Annotated in this window: 14 protein-coding genes; 9 read left to right on the top strand and 5 right to left on the bottom strand. The window is 65.2% G+C overall.

The annotated features are described in order from the left end of the window. Positions 1-27 precede the first annotated feature (27 nt). The 3 genes from LU699_RS14435 to LU699_RS14425 are packed head-to-tail and all read left to right on the top strand — an operon-like array spanning position 28 to position 2,640. Positions 28-1,527, top strand: a complete 1,500-nt coding sequence (locus tag LU699_RS14435) for a helicase HerA-like domain-containing protein (RefSeq protein WP_232136914.1) — start codon at positions 28-30, stop codon at positions 1,525-1,527. Between the two features lie 10 nt (positions 1,528-1,537). After that, the gene (gene greB, locus LU699_RS14430) at positions 1,538-2,044 is read left to right on the top strand and encodes a transcription elongation factor GreB (protein ID WP_232136916.1); all 507 of its coding nucleotides are present in this window, start codon (positions 1,538-1,540) and stop codon (positions 2,042-2,044) included. 47 nt (positions 2,045-2,091) lie between these two features. Next, complete coding sequence (locus LU699_RS14425) at positions 2,092-2,640, top strand: hypothetical protein (RefSeq protein WP_232136917.1); 549 nt, start codon at positions 2,092-2,094, stop codon at positions 2,638-2,640. Between the two features lie 31 nt (positions 2,641-2,671). Here LU699_RS14425 and LU699_RS14420 read toward each other — a convergent pair whose 3' ends face one another. Both LU699_RS14420 and rimO read right to left on the bottom strand, forming a co-directional pair. Continuing rightward, on the bottom strand, positions 2,672-3,067 hold the full coding sequence (locus tag LU699_RS14420; RefSeq protein WP_232136918.1) for a hypothetical protein: 396 nt from the start codon (positions 3,065-3,067) through the stop codon (positions 2,672-2,674). Further along, positions 3,064-4,434, bottom strand: coding sequence for a 30S ribosomal protein S12 methylthiotransferase RimO (rimO, locus tag LU699_RS14415; protein WP_232136919.1), 1,371 nt, complete (start codon positions 4,432-4,434; stop codon positions 3,064-3,066). Before rimO ends, LU699_RS14420 begins: the two co-directional genes overlap by 4 nt. Positions 4,435-4,608: 174 nt before the next feature. Between rimO and LU699_RS14410 the strand changes: the two genes are divergently transcribed. Both LU699_RS14410 and LU699_RS14405 read left to right on the top strand, forming a co-directional pair. Next, positions 4,609-5,298, top strand: a complete 690-nt coding sequence (locus LU699_RS14410; RefSeq protein ID WP_232136920.1) for a dienelactone hydrolase family protein — start codon at positions 4,609-4,611, stop codon at positions 5,296-5,298. Continuing rightward, a complete protein-coding gene (locus LU699_RS14405) occupies positions 5,295-5,711 on the top strand; it encodes an HIT domain-containing protein (RefSeq protein WP_232136921.1) in 417 nt (138 codons plus the stop codon). Before LU699_RS14410 ends, LU699_RS14405 begins: the two co-directional genes overlap by 4 nt. Before the next feature lies 1 nt (position 5,712). Here the strand turns inward: LU699_RS14405 and LU699_RS14400 are convergent, their stop codons facing one another. The 3 genes from LU699_RS14400 to apbC form a co-directional block, all read right to left on the bottom strand. After that, positions 5,713-6,222, bottom strand: a complete 510-nt coding sequence (locus tag LU699_RS14400; RefSeq protein ID WP_232136922.1) for an RDD family protein — start codon at positions 6,220-6,222, stop codon at positions 5,713-5,715. A gap of 37 nt (positions 6,223-6,259) precedes the next feature. Then, positions 6,260-6,832, bottom strand: coding sequence for a dCTP deaminase (dcd, locus tag LU699_RS14395; RefSeq protein WP_232136923.1), 573 nt, complete (start codon positions 6,830-6,832; stop codon positions 6,260-6,262). Positions 6,833-6,914: 82 nt separating this feature from the next. After that, the gene (apbC, locus tag LU699_RS14390) at positions 6,915-7,763 is read right to left on the bottom strand and encodes an iron-sulfur cluster carrier protein ApbC (RefSeq protein ID WP_232136924.1); all 849 of its coding nucleotides are present in this window, start codon (positions 7,761-7,763) and stop codon (positions 6,915-6,917) included. A 271-nt stretch (positions 7,764-8,034) separates the two neighbouring features. On the opposite strand from apbC, the gene LU699_RS14385 reads away from it, so the two are divergent. The 4 genes from LU699_RS14385 (at position 8,035) to metG (ending at position 15,949) form a co-directional block, all read left to right on the top strand. After that, positions 8,035-10,899 carry a TonB-dependent receptor domain-containing protein gene (locus LU699_RS14385; RefSeq protein ID WP_232136925.1) on the top strand — a complete coding sequence of 955 codons (2,865 nt, stop codon included), beginning with the start codon at positions 8,035-8,037 and terminating at the stop codon, positions 10,897-10,899. Between the two features lie 83 nt (positions 10,900-10,982). Continuing rightward, the gene (locus LU699_RS14380) at positions 10,983-12,977 is read left to right on the top strand and encodes an alpha/beta hydrolase family protein (protein ID WP_232136926.1); all 1,995 of its coding nucleotides are present in this window, start codon (positions 10,983-10,985) and stop codon (positions 12,975-12,977) included. A 149-nt stretch (positions 12,978-13,126) separates the two neighbouring features. Further along, positions 13,127-13,552: a DUF2147 domain-containing protein gene (locus tag LU699_RS14375; protein ID WP_232137353.1), complete on the top strand. Its 426-nt coding sequence runs from the start codon at positions 13,127-13,129 to the stop codon at positions 13,550-13,552. A gap of 324 nt (positions 13,553-13,876) precedes the next feature. Then, on the top strand, positions 13,877-15,949 hold the full coding sequence (gene metG, locus LU699_RS14370) for a methionine--tRNA ligase (RefSeq protein WP_232136927.1): 2,073 nt from the start codon (positions 13,877-13,879) through the stop codon (positions 15,947-15,949). Positions 15,950-15,993 lie beyond the last annotated feature (44 nt).

The following is a 15,993-nucleotide window of genomic DNA, read 5'->3' as shown; positions in this document are numbered from 1 at the left end:
GCATCCACCTCATGGAGCGCGCACGCGATGGACCCGATCCTGCTCGGCAAAGCCGTCACCACCCCCGAGGCCGGGCCCGTCCACCTGCTGCCGAAGCTCGGCAACCGCCACGGCCTCGTCGCCGGCGCGACCGGCACCGGCAAAACCGTCACCCTGATGACGCTGGCTGAAGGCTTCTCGCGCATCGGCGTGCCGGTGTTCATGGCCGACGTCAAAGGCGATGTCGCCGGACTGGGGGTCGCGGGCACATCGAACGACAAGCTGCTCGCACGCGCGGCCGAGATCGGCGTCGCCGACTGGGCGCCGGCCGCGAGCCCGGTGGTGTTCTGGGATCTCTACGGCAAGCTCGGTCATCCGGTGCGCACGACGGTCAGCGAAGTCGGCCCGCTGCTGCTCGCGCGCATCCTCGAACTCAACGACACCCAGTCGGGCGTGCTCGACATCGTGTTCAAGCTCGCCGACGACCGCGGCCTGCTGCTGCTCGATCTCGCCGATCTGCGCGCACTGCTGGGCGTGGTGACCGACGAGCGCAAGGATATTTCCACGCAGTACGGCCTGGTCAGCCCGCAATCAGTGGCCGCAATCCAGCGTTCGCTGCTGCGGCTTGAACAGGACGGCGGCGATCATTTCTTCGGTGAGCCTGCGCTGGAACTCAACGACCTGATGCGCACCTCGACCGATGGTCGCGGCGTGATCGGCATCCTCGCCGCCGACCAGCTGATCCTGCGCCCGCGGCTGTATTCGAGCTTCCTGCTGTGGCTGCTGTCGGAATTGTTCGAGACGCTGCCGGAAGTCGGTGATCTCGACAAACCCAAGCTCGTTTTCATCTTCGACGAGGCGCACCTGCTGTTCAACGATGCGCCGGCCGCGCTGCAGCAACGCATCGAACAGGTGGTGCGTCTGATCCGCTCCAAGGGCGTGGGCGTGTACTTCTGCTCGCAGTTTCCCGACGACGTGCCCGACAACGTGCTCGGCCAGCTCGGCAATCGCGTGCAGCACGCACTACGTGCGTTCACGCCCCGCGACCAGAAGGCGGTGCGCACGGCGGCCGAGACTTTCGTGCCGAATCCTGCGCTCGATGTCGCCAGTGCGATCTCCCAGCTCGGCACCGGCGAAGCGCTGGTGTCCACGCTGCAGGACAAGGGCGTGCCGATGCCGGTCGAGCGCACGCTGATCGCGCCGCCACGCTGCCGCATGGGCGCGATCACCCTGGAAGAGCGTGCGCAGGTGCGTGCGAACAGCCCGGTCGGCGGCAAGTACGACACCGCCATCAACCGCGAATCCGCGGCCGAGCTTCTCGCGAAACGCGCCGAGGACGCAACCGCGCAGGCCAAGGCGCCGCCGGCGAAGACCGCACGCGACGCCACGCCTGCCGAAGGCGGCGCCGGGCAGAAGATCAACGACTTCCTGTTCGGCACTGGCCGTCGCCAAGGTGTGGTGGAGGCGGCCGGCAAACAGGCCGCGCGCACGATCACCAACCGTCTTGTGCGCGGCCTGCTGGGCAGCCTGCTCGGCGGCAAGCGCTGAGCGGAACGCGATGAGCCGCTGGCGCCCGCCTGCCGAGAAAAGCACTGCGTTGATCACGCCCGAAGGCCACGCGCGTTTGAAGGCCGAACTCGACGATCTGTGGCGCGTGCGACGGCCCGAGGTCGTGCGCGCGTTGTCCGCGGCAGCTGCCGAAGGCGACCGCTCGGAGAACGCCGAGTACACCTATCGCAAGAAGCAGCTCGGCGAGATCGACCGGCGCGTCCGTTATCTGTCGAAGCGGCTGGAATCGCTGCGCGTGATCGATGCGGCGCCCAGCGATCCCGACGCCGTGTTCTTCGGCGCGCATGTCGAGCTGGAAGACATCGACAGCGGCGAACTCGCGCATTACCGCATCGTCGGGCCCGACGAGACCGACGCCAAAGCCGGCTGGATCAGCATCGATTCGCCGCTGGCGCGCGCGATGCTGAAGAAACGCGTCGATGACGAGTTCGAGGCGCAGCTGCCGAGCGGTCTGGTGCGCTTCGCGGTGCTCGCCGTGGACTATCGCGCGGCGTGAGCGCGACTGATGTCCCTGCGTCGCGATGGCGCTCGAAAGCGTGCCTCGTGAGCGTGTGGCTGCTGCCGGTCGTATTGCTCGCCCTGCCCGGCTGCACGCGAGACGCGCCGAAACCCGTTCCATCGCAGGGCAACGCAGCGCGCCCCGCGTCCGACGCGAAGACGCTGGCGCACGCGGATCTCGCGCACCGACTGCGGCGATTCCTGATCGAGCGCAGCCTGCCCGGTGTCGCGCGCGGCCAGACCGCGGCCGATGACGAGCGCTTCCGGCTCGGCGCGTTCTGGCGCGCACGCACCGATACCCATCACTTCGGGGCCGACTTTCACGCACGGGCCAGCGCCACTCTCTCCACGCCCGGTTCGGCGCCCGTGGCCGACGCCGCGCTGCGCCGGCTGCGCGACACCGTCGATGCGCGGCTGCCTGCGTGGCAGGCGCTGGTCGACTACAACGCCGCGGGCACGATGCGCGACGACGGCGGTGAGGAAGGCCGGCGTCTGCTGCCGTGGGCGATCGCATCGATCGATGCGATCGAGGTCGCGACCTGGGACTACGTGGACGCGATCGAAGCGTCGCGCCGGGACGCGACCACGCGCTGAAGCGGGTCGTCGGCGCCGTCCACGCGCGTCATCAATCGACGCGCCGCATCTCGAAGATGCCGTCGTCCGACAGCGCGGTGAAATACCCCGTCGTCGAGGTGAAGTTCTTGTCCGGAAACGCGGTGCCCGGCGACACGCGGCAGAACAGGAACGCACGCGAATACGCGCATTGCAGGCGTGCCTCGGGACCGATATCCGGGAACAGACCGTGCTGCTCCATCGCGCTCAGCGGCAACAGCGCGAGACCCTCGCCGCGGAACATCGCAAGCCAGCCGCGGCCTTCGGCGCGCACCACCAGCTGCGCGTCGGCGGGAAACGCCGCACCGGCGTCGCCGGCCGGCTGATACGTGCCGCTCAAGCCATCGGCGGCGAGCGCGACACCGGCCGCGCACATCGCGGCGGCGAGCACCGCCGCGCGGCGGATCACGCCAGCACCTGCGCGACCTCGCCGTAGAGATCGTGCTCGTCGCTGCCCATGATCGCGACATCGACGAAATCGCCGGGCTGCAGGTCGGCCTCGCGGCCATCCTGGATCTGCACCACGCCGTCGATCTCGGGCGCATCGCCCATCGAACGTGCGATCGCCAGATCGCCATCGACCATGTCGACGATGCACATCTGCACCGTGCCGACCTTGGCCTCGAGCCGCGCGGTCGAAATCTCCGCCTGCTTCTCCATGAAGCGCGCGAGGCGCTCCTGCTTGACCTCTTCGGGCACCGCGTCGGGCAGCGCATTGGCGGTCGCGCCGGTCACCGGCGAATACGCGAATGCGCCCACGCGGTCGAGCTGTGCCTCGTCGAGGAAGTCCAGCAGCTGCTGGAAATCGTCCTCGGTCTCGCCGGGGAAGCCGACGATGAAGGTGCTGCGGATCGTCAGTTCCGGGCAGATCTCGCGCCAACGCGCGATGCGCTCGCGGGTCTTGTCGATGGCGCCCGGGCGCTTCATGAGTTTCAGAATGCGCGGGCTGGCGTGCTGCAGCGGCACGTCGAGATACGGCAGCAGCTTCGGCATGCCGTCGGCGTGGCGCTCGGTCATCAGCGGAATGATGTCGTCGACGTGCGGGTACGGATACACGTAATGCAGGCGCGTCCACACGCCCAGTTCCGACAGGCCCTCGCACAACGCCTTCATGCGCGTGGCGTACTGGCGCTCGCGCCAGGTGCGCTCGGCGTAACGCACGTCGACGCCATAGGCCGAGGTGTCCTGCGAGATCACCAGCAGTTCGCGCACGCCGCCACGCACGAGCTTCTCGGCTTCGCGCAATACGTCGTCGACCGGGCGCGAGACCAGATCGCCGCGCATCGACGGAATGATGCAGAAGCTGCAGCGATGGTTGCAGCCTTCGGAAATCTTCAGGTACGCGTAGTGCTTGGGCGTCAGCTTGATGCCGATGTCGTCGAGCGCCGCGCGGCGCGGCACCAGATCGATGAAGGGGTTGTGCGTCTGCGGCGCCGCCGAGTGCACCGCGCGCATCACCGAGCCGTAGTCCTGCGGGCCACTGATCGACAGCACGCCGGGATGCGCCTCGCGGATCACCGCTTCGCGCTTGCCCAGGCAACCGGTCACGATGACCTTGCCGTTCTCGGCGATGGCCTCGCCGATCGCGTCCAGCGATTCGGTGACCGCCGAATCGATGAAGCCGCAGGTGTTGACGACGACGACGTCGGCATCGTCGTAGGTCTGGACGATGTCGTAGCCCTCGACGCGGAGCTGGGTGAGGATGCGCTCGGAGTCGACGAGGGCTTTCGGACAGCCGAGGCTGACGAACCCGACCTTGGGATTGGCTGCGGACATGGGAACCGTGGCTAGAAGATGGCCGCCGGGGGCGGCTGGGATCGCGGTCGCGCGGCGTGACGCCCGCGCGCGATGGCCGCGCAGTATACCGCCGGCCCGCCTGAGGACCGGCCGCACGGATTCGCCGTTCGCGACTCGGTTAGACTCGGGGCGCCACCTGAACAGGGATTCCCCATGGGCCGGGACGTCATCCTCGCCACGCCCTCCGGACCGGTGAATGCCTGGCGCGCGGATCCGCCTCATGGCGCCGCCGCGCTGGGCGCGGTCGTCGTGATCCAGGAGATCTTCGGCGTCAACGCGCACATCCGCAGCGTCGCCGATGGCTACGCGGCTGCGGGCTACGTGGCATTGGCACCGGCACTGTTCGACCCGGTCGCGCGCCACGTCGAACTCGCCTACGACGCCGACGGCTTCGCGCGCGGCCGCGAAATCGTTGAAGCGCTGGGCACCGAACGTGCCGTCGGCATCCTCCGCAGCTGCCGCGGCGCGCTGCACACCGAAGGCCATCGCGGCATCGGCGTGGTCGGCTTCTGCTGGGGCGGCACGCTGGCTTTTCTCGCCAATACGCGTCTGGCGCTGCCCGCGGTCAGCTATTACGGCGCGCGCACCGTGCCGTTCCTCGACGAACCGCTGCAGGCACCGATGCTGTTCCAGTTCGGCGCCGAAGACTCCGCAATCCCGCCCGAGGACATTGCGCGCCATCGCAGCGCCCAGCCCGACGCCGAATTCCTGGTGCATCCCGGGGAGCACGGCTTCAACCGCGATGTCGACCCGGACCACTACCACGCAGCCAGCGCAGCCGCCGCGCGCCGCGCCACCCTCGCTTTCCTCGATGCCGCCTTGCGGCAGGATGCGACGCCATGACCCACACCGCCTTCGCGCTGCATCCGCAGCTGGCCGACGACACCCATCCGCTGGCGACGCTCTCGCTGTGCGAGCTGCGACTGATGGACGACGCCAACTATCCGTGGCTGGTGCTGGTGCCGCGCATCGCCGGCGCCCGCGAGATGATCGATCTCGATGCCGACCAGCGTCGCCAGCTGACCGACGAGATCGACATCGCCGCGCGCCTGCTGCGCGATGCATTCCGGCCCTGCAAGCTCAACATCGCCGCGCTCGGCAACATGGTCGAGCAGCTGCATGTGCATGTGATCGGCCGCGAACAGGATGATCCCGCGTGGCCGGCACCTGTGTGGGGTCGCGTCGCCGCACGGCCCTATACGCCCGAGCAGCTTGTGGAACGCATCGGCCAGTTGCAGGCCGCGTTGCCGCGCTGACTCAGCGCGCGCGGACCACGCGCGTCCCGGCGACGAAGTCGTGCCCGCAGCGCCGGTCCTGGCGGAAAATCATGCAGATATTGATCATCATGAGAAATGCGCCGACGAAGGGAATCCCACTCACCGCCCTTACCGGGAGATGACGCGCGAGGATCACCCGCAACGGTGCTACCTGTTGGCCATCAAGAGTGACGATCTGGATACCGACGATGCGCTTGCCCCACGTTTGGCCACCTGTTTTCAATGGCCACCAGTGAACTGCTGCAAAGACGGCTGTTCCGATCGGGATCCAGAGCAGAATCAGGCCAATATGAAGCTGCTCGCCGCGCTGCGCCGACTCGATCACCGCAGGGAGATATCCCCCGAACCACATAAGGGGGACCATCACGACCCAGATGATGGCGCTATCGATCAGCGATGCGCCTAATCGCGTCAGGCGATCCGCCATGACCTCGACATCGTGGAGTTGCAGGGGCGCCGATGGCGCCGCATACGGGTTTGAGTCGTGCATCTCGCATCCTTGCGTGAAGTGGGGCTGGTGATTGCGATCAGGTGCGCGGCAGAGTGACGCCGCGCTGGCCCTGGTACTTGCCGCCGCGATCCTTGTACGAGGTCTCGCACACGTCGTCGGCATCGGACTGGAAGAACAGCATCTGCGCGACACCTTCGTTGGCGTAGATGCGCGCCGGCAGCGGCGTCGTATTGCTGAATTCCAGCGTGACGTGACCTTCCCATTCCGGCTCCAGCGGCGTCACGTTGACGATGATCCCGCAGCGCGCGTACGTGCTCTTGCCCAGACACACGACCAGCGTGTCACGCGGGATGCGGAAGTACTCGACCGTGCGCGCCAGCGCGAACGAGTTCGGCGGAATGATGCATTCGTCCGCTTCGATGTCGACGAAGCTGCCGGGATCGAAATGCTTCGGATCGACGATCGTCGAGTTGATGTTGGTGAAAATCTTGAACTCGCGCGAGCAACGCACGTCGTAGCCGTAGCTCGATGTGCCGTAGCTGACGATGCGCTGGCCGGCGGGGTCCTGCTTGATCTGTCCCGGCTCGAAGGGCTCGATCATGCCCTGCTCGGACATGCGGCGGATCCAGCGGTCGCTCTTGATGCTCATCGTGGGGTTCCTGCGGCGCGGCGGCCTGGACGCGCATTGTCGCCGCGCAGCCCGCCTGCGTCACCCCGCCACAGCCGCGGTGTCAGACCAGCGACGCGGAAATCGACATCGGCGCCCGCGGCCGCTTCTCGAGTTCCTCCACCAGCCGGCGCGCAGTGGCGCGATAGGCCTGCGCGGCAGGCGAATCCGGCGCCGCGACGACGATCGGCACACCGGCATCGCCCTGCGCGCGGATGCCGATCTCCAGCGGCAGCGAACCCAGCAGCGGCACGCCGTACTGCGTCGCCATGCGCTGACCGCCACCGTCGCCGAACAGATGCTCGACGTGCCCGCAGTTCGAGCACACGTGCTGCGCCATGTTCTCGACCAGCCCGAGCACCGCGACCTCGACCTTCTCGAACATCTTCAGTGCCTTGCGCGCATCAAGCGTCGCCACATCCTGTGGCGTGGTCACGATCACCGCGCCGGCCACCGGAATCTTCTGCGCCAGCGTGAGCTGGATGTCGCCCGTGCCCGGCGGCAGATCGACCAGCAGATAGTCGAGCGCCTCGTCGCCACCCCACAGCGTGTCGTTGAGCAGTTGCGTCAATGCCGACGTCGCCATCGGCCCACGCCAGATCATCGGCGTGTCCTGGTCGACCAGCAGCCCGATCGACATCGCCTCGATGCCATGCGCGCGCATCGGCAGGATCGACTTGCCATCCGGACTGTCCGGCTTGCCCGACAGGCCCAGCATCATCGGAATGCTAGGGCCGTACACATCGGCGTCGAGCACACCGACCCGCGCGCCATCGGCCGCCAGCGCAAGCGCGAGGTTCACCGCCGTCGTGGATTTGCCCACGCCACCCTTGCCGGAGCCGATGGCAATGATGTTGCGGATGCGGGGGAGTGAGGCGAGCCCGCCTTGCGGAATTCTGGAAGGAACTGTCACGCGCGATTGGCCGATATGACGGAGACAGATTGTACTTATCTCGCAGAATTCTTGATTTCGCTGCAGCGCAACACTTGCAAACATCATTTTGATGTGGCAGTAATGTTAATCGTCCGTTAACAAATTATTGCGAGTCATCCTGCGCTCATGCAGGGATGGGGGACGCAATACGCCGGACGATTTCAATGACTCCAGGGGATCCAACTCAATGATCTATCGCAAGAGCCTCCGTCCGAGGCTGAACCCGCTGAGCACCGCCGTTGCCGGTGCCATGTTCCTGACGTTCGCTGCGCCTGCCTTTGCACAGGATGCAGATGAACAGACGACCTCGACGACCACCAGCTCCTCGGCGTCGCGCACGCTCGACACGGTCACGGTCGTCGGCTCGCGAATCAAGCGCGCCGAGATCGAAGGTCCCGCGCCTGTCACCGTGATCACGCGCGCCGAGATCGACCGGGAGGGATTCCAGACTGTCGGCGACATGCTGCAGACGCTCAGCCAGAACACGACCAGTTCGTTCACAGGTGATCTGGCGGTCAACGGCTTCACGCCGAACGCCCAGGTCGTCAATCTGCGTAACCTCGGCCCTGGCTATACCCTGACGCTGATCGACGGTCGTCGACCGGCCCAGTATCCGCAGCCGTACAACCGCGACAACAACGTCACCAACATCCAGGCGATTCCGACCTCGATCGTCGAGCGCATCGAAGTCCTGACCGGCGGCGCTTCGGCGATCTACGGTTCCGACGCGGTCGCCGGCGTGGTGAACATCGTTCTGCGCAAGAATTTCGAAGGCAACTTCGCGCGCGTGACCACTGGCACCACTGCCGAGGGCGGTGGCGACTCGGTCAACGTAGAGTTGACCGGTGGCAAGACCGGAGACCGCTGGAGCGGTCTGTGGGCATTCCAGTACGCCGAGCAGGAGCCGGTCTTCGCCAGCCAGCGCGAGTTCCTCGCGGATAACCGTAATGGCCCGCTCGGTGCACAGTTCACCAACCCGGCGCTGTCGCTGATTGCGATCCGCGGCCTTGCGTCTGCCAATGGCCCCGTGAACCACAACGCTTTCTACCCCGGCGAAGACGCCTGTGACGCGCTCGGCTTCGAGTCGCGCCGGACCGCAGCACGCGGCCTGTATTGCGGCTCCTACACCACCAACGCAAGCCGTTCGATCTCGAACAAGCGTCAGTTCTACTCGGCTTACGGCCGCGGCACCTTCGATCTGACCGACACCACGCAGCTCTGGGCATCGGCGAACTACTACACCACCGAAGCCAAGGCCGGTTCGGGCACGGAGTTCTGGGGCACCAGCGGCGACCGCTTCAACCAGCTTTCGACCGGTGGCACCAGCGCGTTCTACTACGACTCCGGTCTGCGCGACATCGTGCAGCTGCAGCGTGTGTTCACCCCGCAGGAACTGGGTGGCAACGAAGCTGCTACGAGCGTGTTCGAGGAGTACACCTACGACATCGCGGCAGGCATCACCGGCAGCTTCGCCGACCGTTTCGACTGGGAAGCGAGCGCGAATTACGGGTACTACAACTACGAGCGTGACCGTCCGCGCCTGCTTGCCCAGTCCGTGCACGACTATTTCCTCGGCCCGCGTCTGGGCTGGAGCAATGCGCAGGGCACAGCAGCGGGCATCTACCCGGTGCACCAGCTGAATCTCGCGCGCTGGTCGAGCCCGATCACGCCGGAGATCTATCGTTCGTTCGCGACGCGCGTCATCGACAGGTCCGAGACCAGCGTCGCAGGCGCCACGTTCAATGTCAGCGGCGATCTGTTCGAACTGCCGGCAGGCGCTGTCGGTTTCGCAGGCGTCCTGGAATGGAACCAGCAGAAGCTGGATCTGGTCAGCGACTTCCGTACCGATCAGCTGCGTCCCCTGGACAACCAGACGATCTACAACCTGACCAGCTCGGGCGAGACGCACGGCACCCGCGATCGTTACGCAGTAGGCGCGGAGTTCCGCGTGCCGATCCTGAACTCGCTGGCGGCCAACTTCGCCACGCGTTGGGACAAGTACGACGACATCTCGTCGGTCGACGCGGCGACAACCTACAACCTGGGTCTCGAGTGGCGTCCGTGGGACAGCCTGCTGTTCCGCGGCTCGTACGCGACCAGCTTCCGCGCGCCCGATATGCAGCTGATCTATGCAGAAGGCGCGGCGTCGTTCTCGAGCATTCTCGACGAGTTCTCATGCCGCTCCGGCACTGGACCCGGCGCTGCGCAGGGTCCGCGTACCCGTCCTGCCTGCAACGTGAGCGGCGACCCGACGATCTATTCGGCACAGACCATCATTGCCGGCAACCCGGGTCTGAAGGAAGAAGAAGGCGAGTCTTGGACCGCCGGTTTCGTGTGGGACATCATCGATGGCATGTCGCTGTCGGTTGACTGGTACCGCATTCGTCTGACGGACGCCGCGTCCCAGTTCGACTCGACCACGCTTCTCGCACAGGAAGCCGCGTGCCGCATCGGCGCATACGCGGACGGCAGTGCGCCTCCGAGTGCAGCGATCTGCGGCAACCTCTACCAGCTGATCACCCGTACAAACGCCCCGGGCTCGCCCGACGACGGACGTATCCAGCGCATTAACAATTCCTACATCAACACTGCGCTGCAGGACACCACCGGCGTCGATGCGACCTATCGCTACCGTTGGGACACCGATCGCGTGGGCCGTTTCAACGTCGATCTGGCGTACTCGCTGCAGCTCACGAACGAGTACAAGCAGACCGCCGATGAAGAGCTAGTCGATTACCGCGACGTGCCGCCGAGCCAGAACTTCTGGTATCCGGAGCGCAGCCGCGTGCGCGGTAGCGTGAGCTGGACCTACGGGGACTGGACCACAACCGTATTCGGAACGCGTTACGGCTCGGCTTTCACCAACGCCGAAGTGGACGGTGTGAACGCTGCAGGCGGCGCTTACGGCCGTCGTCTCGCGCCCTACATGCTTTACAACCTGAGTGTCGGCAAGCAGTTCACGCCGAACCTTCTGGCGCAGCTGCAGGTCGTGAACGTGCTGGACAACCAGTACCGCAAGGACAACAGCTTCACCGGCTATCCGTTCTTCAACAACTACCTCGGTGCGGATCCGCTGGGCCGTCGCTTCTACGTGAGCCTCTCCTACAAGTTCTGATCAGCGTCCGACGCAATCCAGAAGAGCCCGGTGCAAGCCGGGCTTTTCTTTGGGACACAACACCTTAAAGGAATGCCAACTCGATGAGAATTTCGCTACTTGCGCTCGCCATACTTGCTTCGGCAGGAATGCCTGAAGCCGCAGCTGCACCCTCGAACACGATCCAGGACTTCGTCAGCCATCCCAGCTACGGCGCGGTCAAGATTTCTCCCAACGGCGACTATCTGGCGATCACGGTCGATCGCGGCGATCAGGATGTCCTGACGATCATGCGGACCAGCGATCTGCAGATCGTCAAAGTCAACCAGTTGCCCGACAAGAAGAGCGTGGGCAGTTTCCACTGGGTCGGTCCAGAGCGCCTGATGTTCAACGCAGTACGCAAGATGGGTGGCTACGCGCAGCCTTTCATGACGGGCGAGTGGTTCGCGGTCAATGCCGACGGATCACAGCCCCGGCCCTTGATCTTCTACGGAACGCGTGACGCCACACAGCGCAGTCGTTCGGTCGGTAACGAGCGTTTCAACCTCCTCGACACGCTCAAGAACGATGACCAGAACGTCATCATGAGTGCCAACACCGCACGATCGTCGGAAGGTGTCGGTACGCAGCTGGTGATGATGGATACCGTGAGTGGACGACGTACTCCACTTGCACGGGCGCCCAAAGAGAACTGCAGCATCGTCCTTGACGAAGCGAAGGAACCCAGGTTCTCGGTCTGCTCGTCGAGCAGAAACGAAGAAGGCGAGTTCGAAGAACGCTCCGAGCTGTACCGTCGTGACGGCCGCAGCTGGACGCTGGTAAACGCGTCGAAAACCGCAGGGAAGCATCTCTCGGTGGTCCGGACGACCGAGAGCGGAACCGTTTACGCCCTGCAGAGCGACAAATCCGCGCCTGAAGCACTTGGCACGCTGGATGTCGCGACCGGCGAATTCACACAGCTCTTCCAGGATGAGACGGCAGACATCTCAGACTACATCTGGTCGACAGACGATTCGACGCTGATCGCCGTCGCAACCGAAGCCGGCGCTCCGAAAGTCACCCTTATCGATGAGGAACATGCAGACGCCGCGCTTTACGCTTCACTGTCTTCTGCATTCCCGGGGCAGATGGTGGATTTCACCAGCCACACCCAAGATGGCCGCAAGATCATCGTCTCGGTGGAAAGTGACAGCAATCCGGGTGAGTTGTATCTCTACGATCGCGACACCGGAAATGCACGCTTCCTGATGCAGCGTCGCCCGCAACTCGATGCCGCGAAGATGGCATCGGTGAAGCCTTTCAGTTTCCGCTCCACTGACGGTATGCAGATCCATGGCTACCTGACGATTCCGAACGGGGCAGAAGGACGCAACCTTCCGATGATCGTGAATCCACATGGCGGCCCGATCGGCCCTCGCGACAACTGGGCGTTCAACTATGAGACGCAGCTGTTGGCAAGCCGTGGATATGCTGTTCTCCAGGTGAACTACCGCGGATCCGGCGGCTACGGCCAGGGGTTCCAGGATGCCGGCCATCTGCAGTGGGGCCAGGGCATCCAGAACGACATCGTCGAGGCCACCCGATGGGCGATTCAGAACGGACACGCCGACGCCGAGCGCATCTGCATCTACGGGGGCAGCTTCGGCGGCTACTCGTCACTGATGGCGCCGATCCGTGCGCCGGGACTTTTCAAGTGCACATTCGGTTACGTCGGCGTCTACGACATCGACATGATGTTCAAACGTGGTGATATCCCGCAGAGCGACGCCGGCCTGCGTTTCCTGCGTCGTACACATGGCACGAACGCAACGGAATGGACAGCCAGCTCTCCAGCCCGGCGGGCGGGCGAGGTCAAGATTCCGGTCTACCTCGCCGCTGGTGCACGTGACGAGCGCACCCCGCCCGAGCAGACCGAGCTGATGAATCGTGCGCTCATTGCAGCCGGGAATGCCCCGGAAGGCATGATCATCCAGTCAGGAGAGATGCACGGCTTCTACGACGAGAAGGCGCGCGTGAACCTCTACACGGAGATGCTGGCGTTCTTCTCCCGACACATCGGTGGACAGGCGACCGTCGGGGCCGCGGAATCCGTGGATTGAGCAGCACTGCGCTAAGGCACAGCCGCCGCTGAACTGGCTTCAGCGGCGGACGTTTTTCAGACGCAGATCGGCTATAACTCCGCCATCTGCGCAGGCGCTGTGCTGGTCGCAGCTTCGAGGGAGGGATCGAAATGTTGGACAAGAAGAAGATGTGGCTGATGGCCGTGGTGGGCATGCCGTTGATGCTCGCATCCATGGTCGCGGCTGCGCAGTCGCCGGTGGGGCGCTGGAAGACCATCGACGACGAGACCGGTCGAGTGAAGTCGATCGTGGAGATCTCACAGGCGGCGAACGGCACGCTGAGTGGTCGTGTGGCCCAAGTGCTGCAGTCCGATCGCGGGCCGAATCCGGTCTGCGACAAGTGCAGCGGCACACGTCGCAACCAGCCGATCACCGGCATGACGATCCTGTGGGATCTCAAACCGAATGGCAGCGAATGGTCGGGCGGCACGATTCTCGATCCGGCCAACGGCAAGACCTACAAGTCCAAGGCCAAGATGCTCGATGCCAACCGCATCGGTGTGTCGGGCTGCATCGCGTTCATCTGCCGCGAGCAGGTCTGGCAGCGCGAGTGAAATCGGCTTCGAATGTGTGAGTCAAAGGCCCGGCAACTGCCGGGCCTTTTTGTTTCTGATGGCAGGGGCCTGCCGTCGCTACAGGAGACGTAGCGGAGTGCGCAGGCAAACAGCGGCACCACGCTTCCTATGCGCGTTTTGCGCGCAGGTCGTATCGAACCCAAGTCCTGGCACCCGATCCACAGGAGAGCTTCGATCACGGTTCCTCTCTCGCATTGGCAGGGCGGCTGGAGTCAGAGGCCTCGCTATTCGACGGCGCCAACGAAGGCCCGCGCCGACCCCATGCGATAATCCCGCTCTGCCCGCTCTTCCAAGCCCCGTCCCATGTCGCGCATGCTGCTCGTCACCACCGCCCTGCCCTATGCCAACGGGCCGCTGCACCTTGGTCATCTGGTCGGCTATATCCAGGCCGACATCTGGGTGCGGGCGCGGCGCATGGATGGGGATACGGCACGCTTCGTCTGCGCGGACGACACGCACGGCACGCCGATCATGCTGGCAGCCGAGAAGGCGGGGACGACGCCTGAAGCCTTCATCGCGGACATCCAGGTCGGGCACGAACGCGATTTCGCGGCGTTCGGCGTGGACTTCGATCACTACGACTCGACCCACTCGGCGGGCAATCGCACGATGGTCGAGACGATCTACGCGCGTCTCGATGCGGGCGGTCACATCGCGCGCCGCGATGTCGCGCAGCTGTTCGATCCGGTGCGCGGCATGTTCCTGCCGGACCGCTACGTCAAAGGCATCTGCCCGAAGTGCGGCACGCCGGACCAGTACGGTGACAACTGCGAAAACTGCGGCGCCACCTATTCGCCGAGCGACCTGATCGACCCGGTCTCGGTGGTCAGCGGCGCGACGCCGGAAGTGCGCGAGTCGGAGCACTTCTTCTTTGAGCTCGGCCATTTCGAAGCGTTCCTGCGCGAGTGGCTGGCAGGCGACGTCGCGGTGTCGGGCGTCAAAGCGAAGCTGGCCGAATGGCTCGACGGCGAAGGTGGTCTGCGCGCCTGGGATATCTCCCGTGATGCGCCCTACTTCGGCTTCGAGATTCCGGGCCATCCGGGCAAGTTCTTCTACGTCTGGCTGGACGCGCCGATCGGCTATCTCAGCAGCTTCAAGGCGCTGTGCGCACGTGAAGGTTTGGACTTCGACGCGTGGCTCGCGCCCGATGGCGGCGCCGAGCTGCATCACTTCATCGGCAAGGACATCGTCAACTTCCACGGCTTGTTCTGGCCGGCAATGCTGCACGGCGCCGGTCTGCGCGCACCGACGCGTCTGCACGTCAACGGTTATCTGACCGTCGACGGCGCGAAGATGTCGAAGTCGCGCGGCACCTTCGTCATGGCGCGCACGTATCTCGACCAGGGTCTGGATCCCGAGGCGCTGCGCTACTACTTCGCCGCGAAATCCTCGGGCGGTGTCGACGATCTCGACCTCAACCTCGGAGACTTCATCGCGCGCGTGAACAGCGACGTGGTCGGCAAGCTGGTCAACCTCGCCAGCCGCTGCGCCGGCTTCATCGGCAAGCGTTTCGAAGGCCGTCTGGCCGACGCATTGCCGGATCCGGAGACCTACGCGCGCTTCGTCGAAGCATTGGCGCCGATCCGCGAATCCTATGCGCGTAACGAGCCTGCAAGCGTATTGCGTCAGGTGATGGCGCTGGCCGACGAGGCCAACCGCTACATCGACGACCGCAAGCCGTGGGTGATCGCGAAGCAGGACGGCAGCGACGCCGAACTGCAGGCGGTCTGCACGCAGGGTCTGAACCTGTTCCGCGTGTTGGCGACGGCGCTGCGGCCGGTGCTGCCGCGCGTGTCGCGCGAAGTCGATGCGTTCTTCGCCGCGCCGGCCGACACGTGGGCCGCGCTCGACGCGCCGCTGCTCGGCCACATCATCCAACCATACGCCCTGCTCTTCACCCGAATCGACCCCAAGCAGATCGACGCCATGACCGACGCCTCCAAGGACACCCTCGCCGCCGCACCGACCGCACCCGCCGCACCGAAGAAGCCGGTCGAAGCACCTGTCACGACGCCCGCGAAAGCCACGGACGCGGATGCGCCTGCGCATATCTCGATCGACGATTTCGCCAAGCTCGATCTGCGCATTGGCAAGGTCGTTGCCTGCGAGTTCGTCGAGGGTTCGGACAAGCTGTTGCGCTTCGAGCTGGACGCCGGCGATCTCGGCACGCGCCAGATCTTCTCCGGCATCCGCGCGAGCTACGGGGAGCCGGACGCACTGGTCGGCCGCAACGTGGTGTTCATCGCCAATCTCGCGCCGCGCAAGATGCGCTTCGGCATCAGCGAAGGCATGATCCTGTCGGCCGGTTTCGATGGTGGTGCGCTCGCGCTGCTGGATGCCGACACCGCCGCGCAGCCGGGCATGCCGGTCCGCTGAGCCGGCGCGGCATCGCCGCGAACCCTGCCAAGCCCGCACGCCCA

Source organism: Luteimonas fraxinea (assembly GCF_021233355.1).
In the GTDB taxonomy this organism is placed as follows: domain Bacteria; phylum Pseudomonadota; class Gammaproteobacteria; order Xanthomonadales; family Xanthomonadaceae; genus Luteimonas; species Luteimonas fraxinea.
Note: the sequence above shows the minus strand (reverse complement) of the source record. Positions and strands in the feature narration are given on the sequence as shown.

What these genes read in the sequence shown, in the direction of transcription:
- LU699_RS14435 (WP_232136914.1), top strand. Translation starts at nt 28, where the DNA reads ATGGACCCGATCCTGCTCGGCAAAGCCGTCACCACCCCCGAGGCCGGG.
- greB (WP_232136916.1), top strand. Translation starts at nt 1,538, where the DNA reads ATGAGCCGCTGGCGCCCGCCTGCCGAGAAAAGCACTGCGTTGATCACG.
- rimO (WP_232136919.1), bottom strand. Translation starts at nt 4,434, where the DNA reads ATGTCCGCAGCCAATCCCAAGGTCGGGTTCGTCAGCCTCGGCTGTCCG.
- LU699_RS14410 (WP_232136920.1), top strand. Translation starts at nt 4,609, where the DNA reads ATGGGCCGGGACGTCATCCTCGCCACGCCCTCCGGACCGGTGAATGCC.
- LU699_RS14405 (WP_232136921.1), top strand. Translation starts at nt 5,295, where the DNA reads ATGACCCACACCGCCTTCGCGCTGCATCCGCAGCTGGCCGACGACACC.
- LU699_RS14400 (WP_232136922.1), bottom strand. Translation starts at nt 6,222, where the DNA reads ATGCACGACTCAAACCCGTATGCGGCGCCATCGGCGCCCCTGCAACTC.
- dcd (WP_232136923.1), bottom strand. Translation starts at nt 6,832, where the DNA reads ATGAGCATCAAGAGCGACCGCTGGATCCGCCGCATGTCCGAGCAGGGC.
- LU699_RS14385 (WP_232136925.1), top strand. Translation starts at nt 8,035, where the DNA reads ATGTTCCTGACGTTCGCTGCGCCTGCCTTTGCACAGGATGCAGATGAA.
- LU699_RS14380 (WP_232136926.1), top strand. Translation starts at nt 10,983, where the DNA reads ATGAGAATTTCGCTACTTGCGCTCGCCATACTTGCTTCGGCAGGAATG.
- LU699_RS14375 (WP_232137353.1), top strand. Translation starts at nt 13,127, where the DNA reads ATGTGGCTGATGGCCGTGGTGGGCATGCCGTTGATGCTCGCATCCATG.
- metG (WP_232136927.1), top strand. Translation starts at nt 13,877, where the DNA reads ATGTCGCGCATGCTGCTCGTCACCACCGCCCTGCCCTATGCCAACGGG.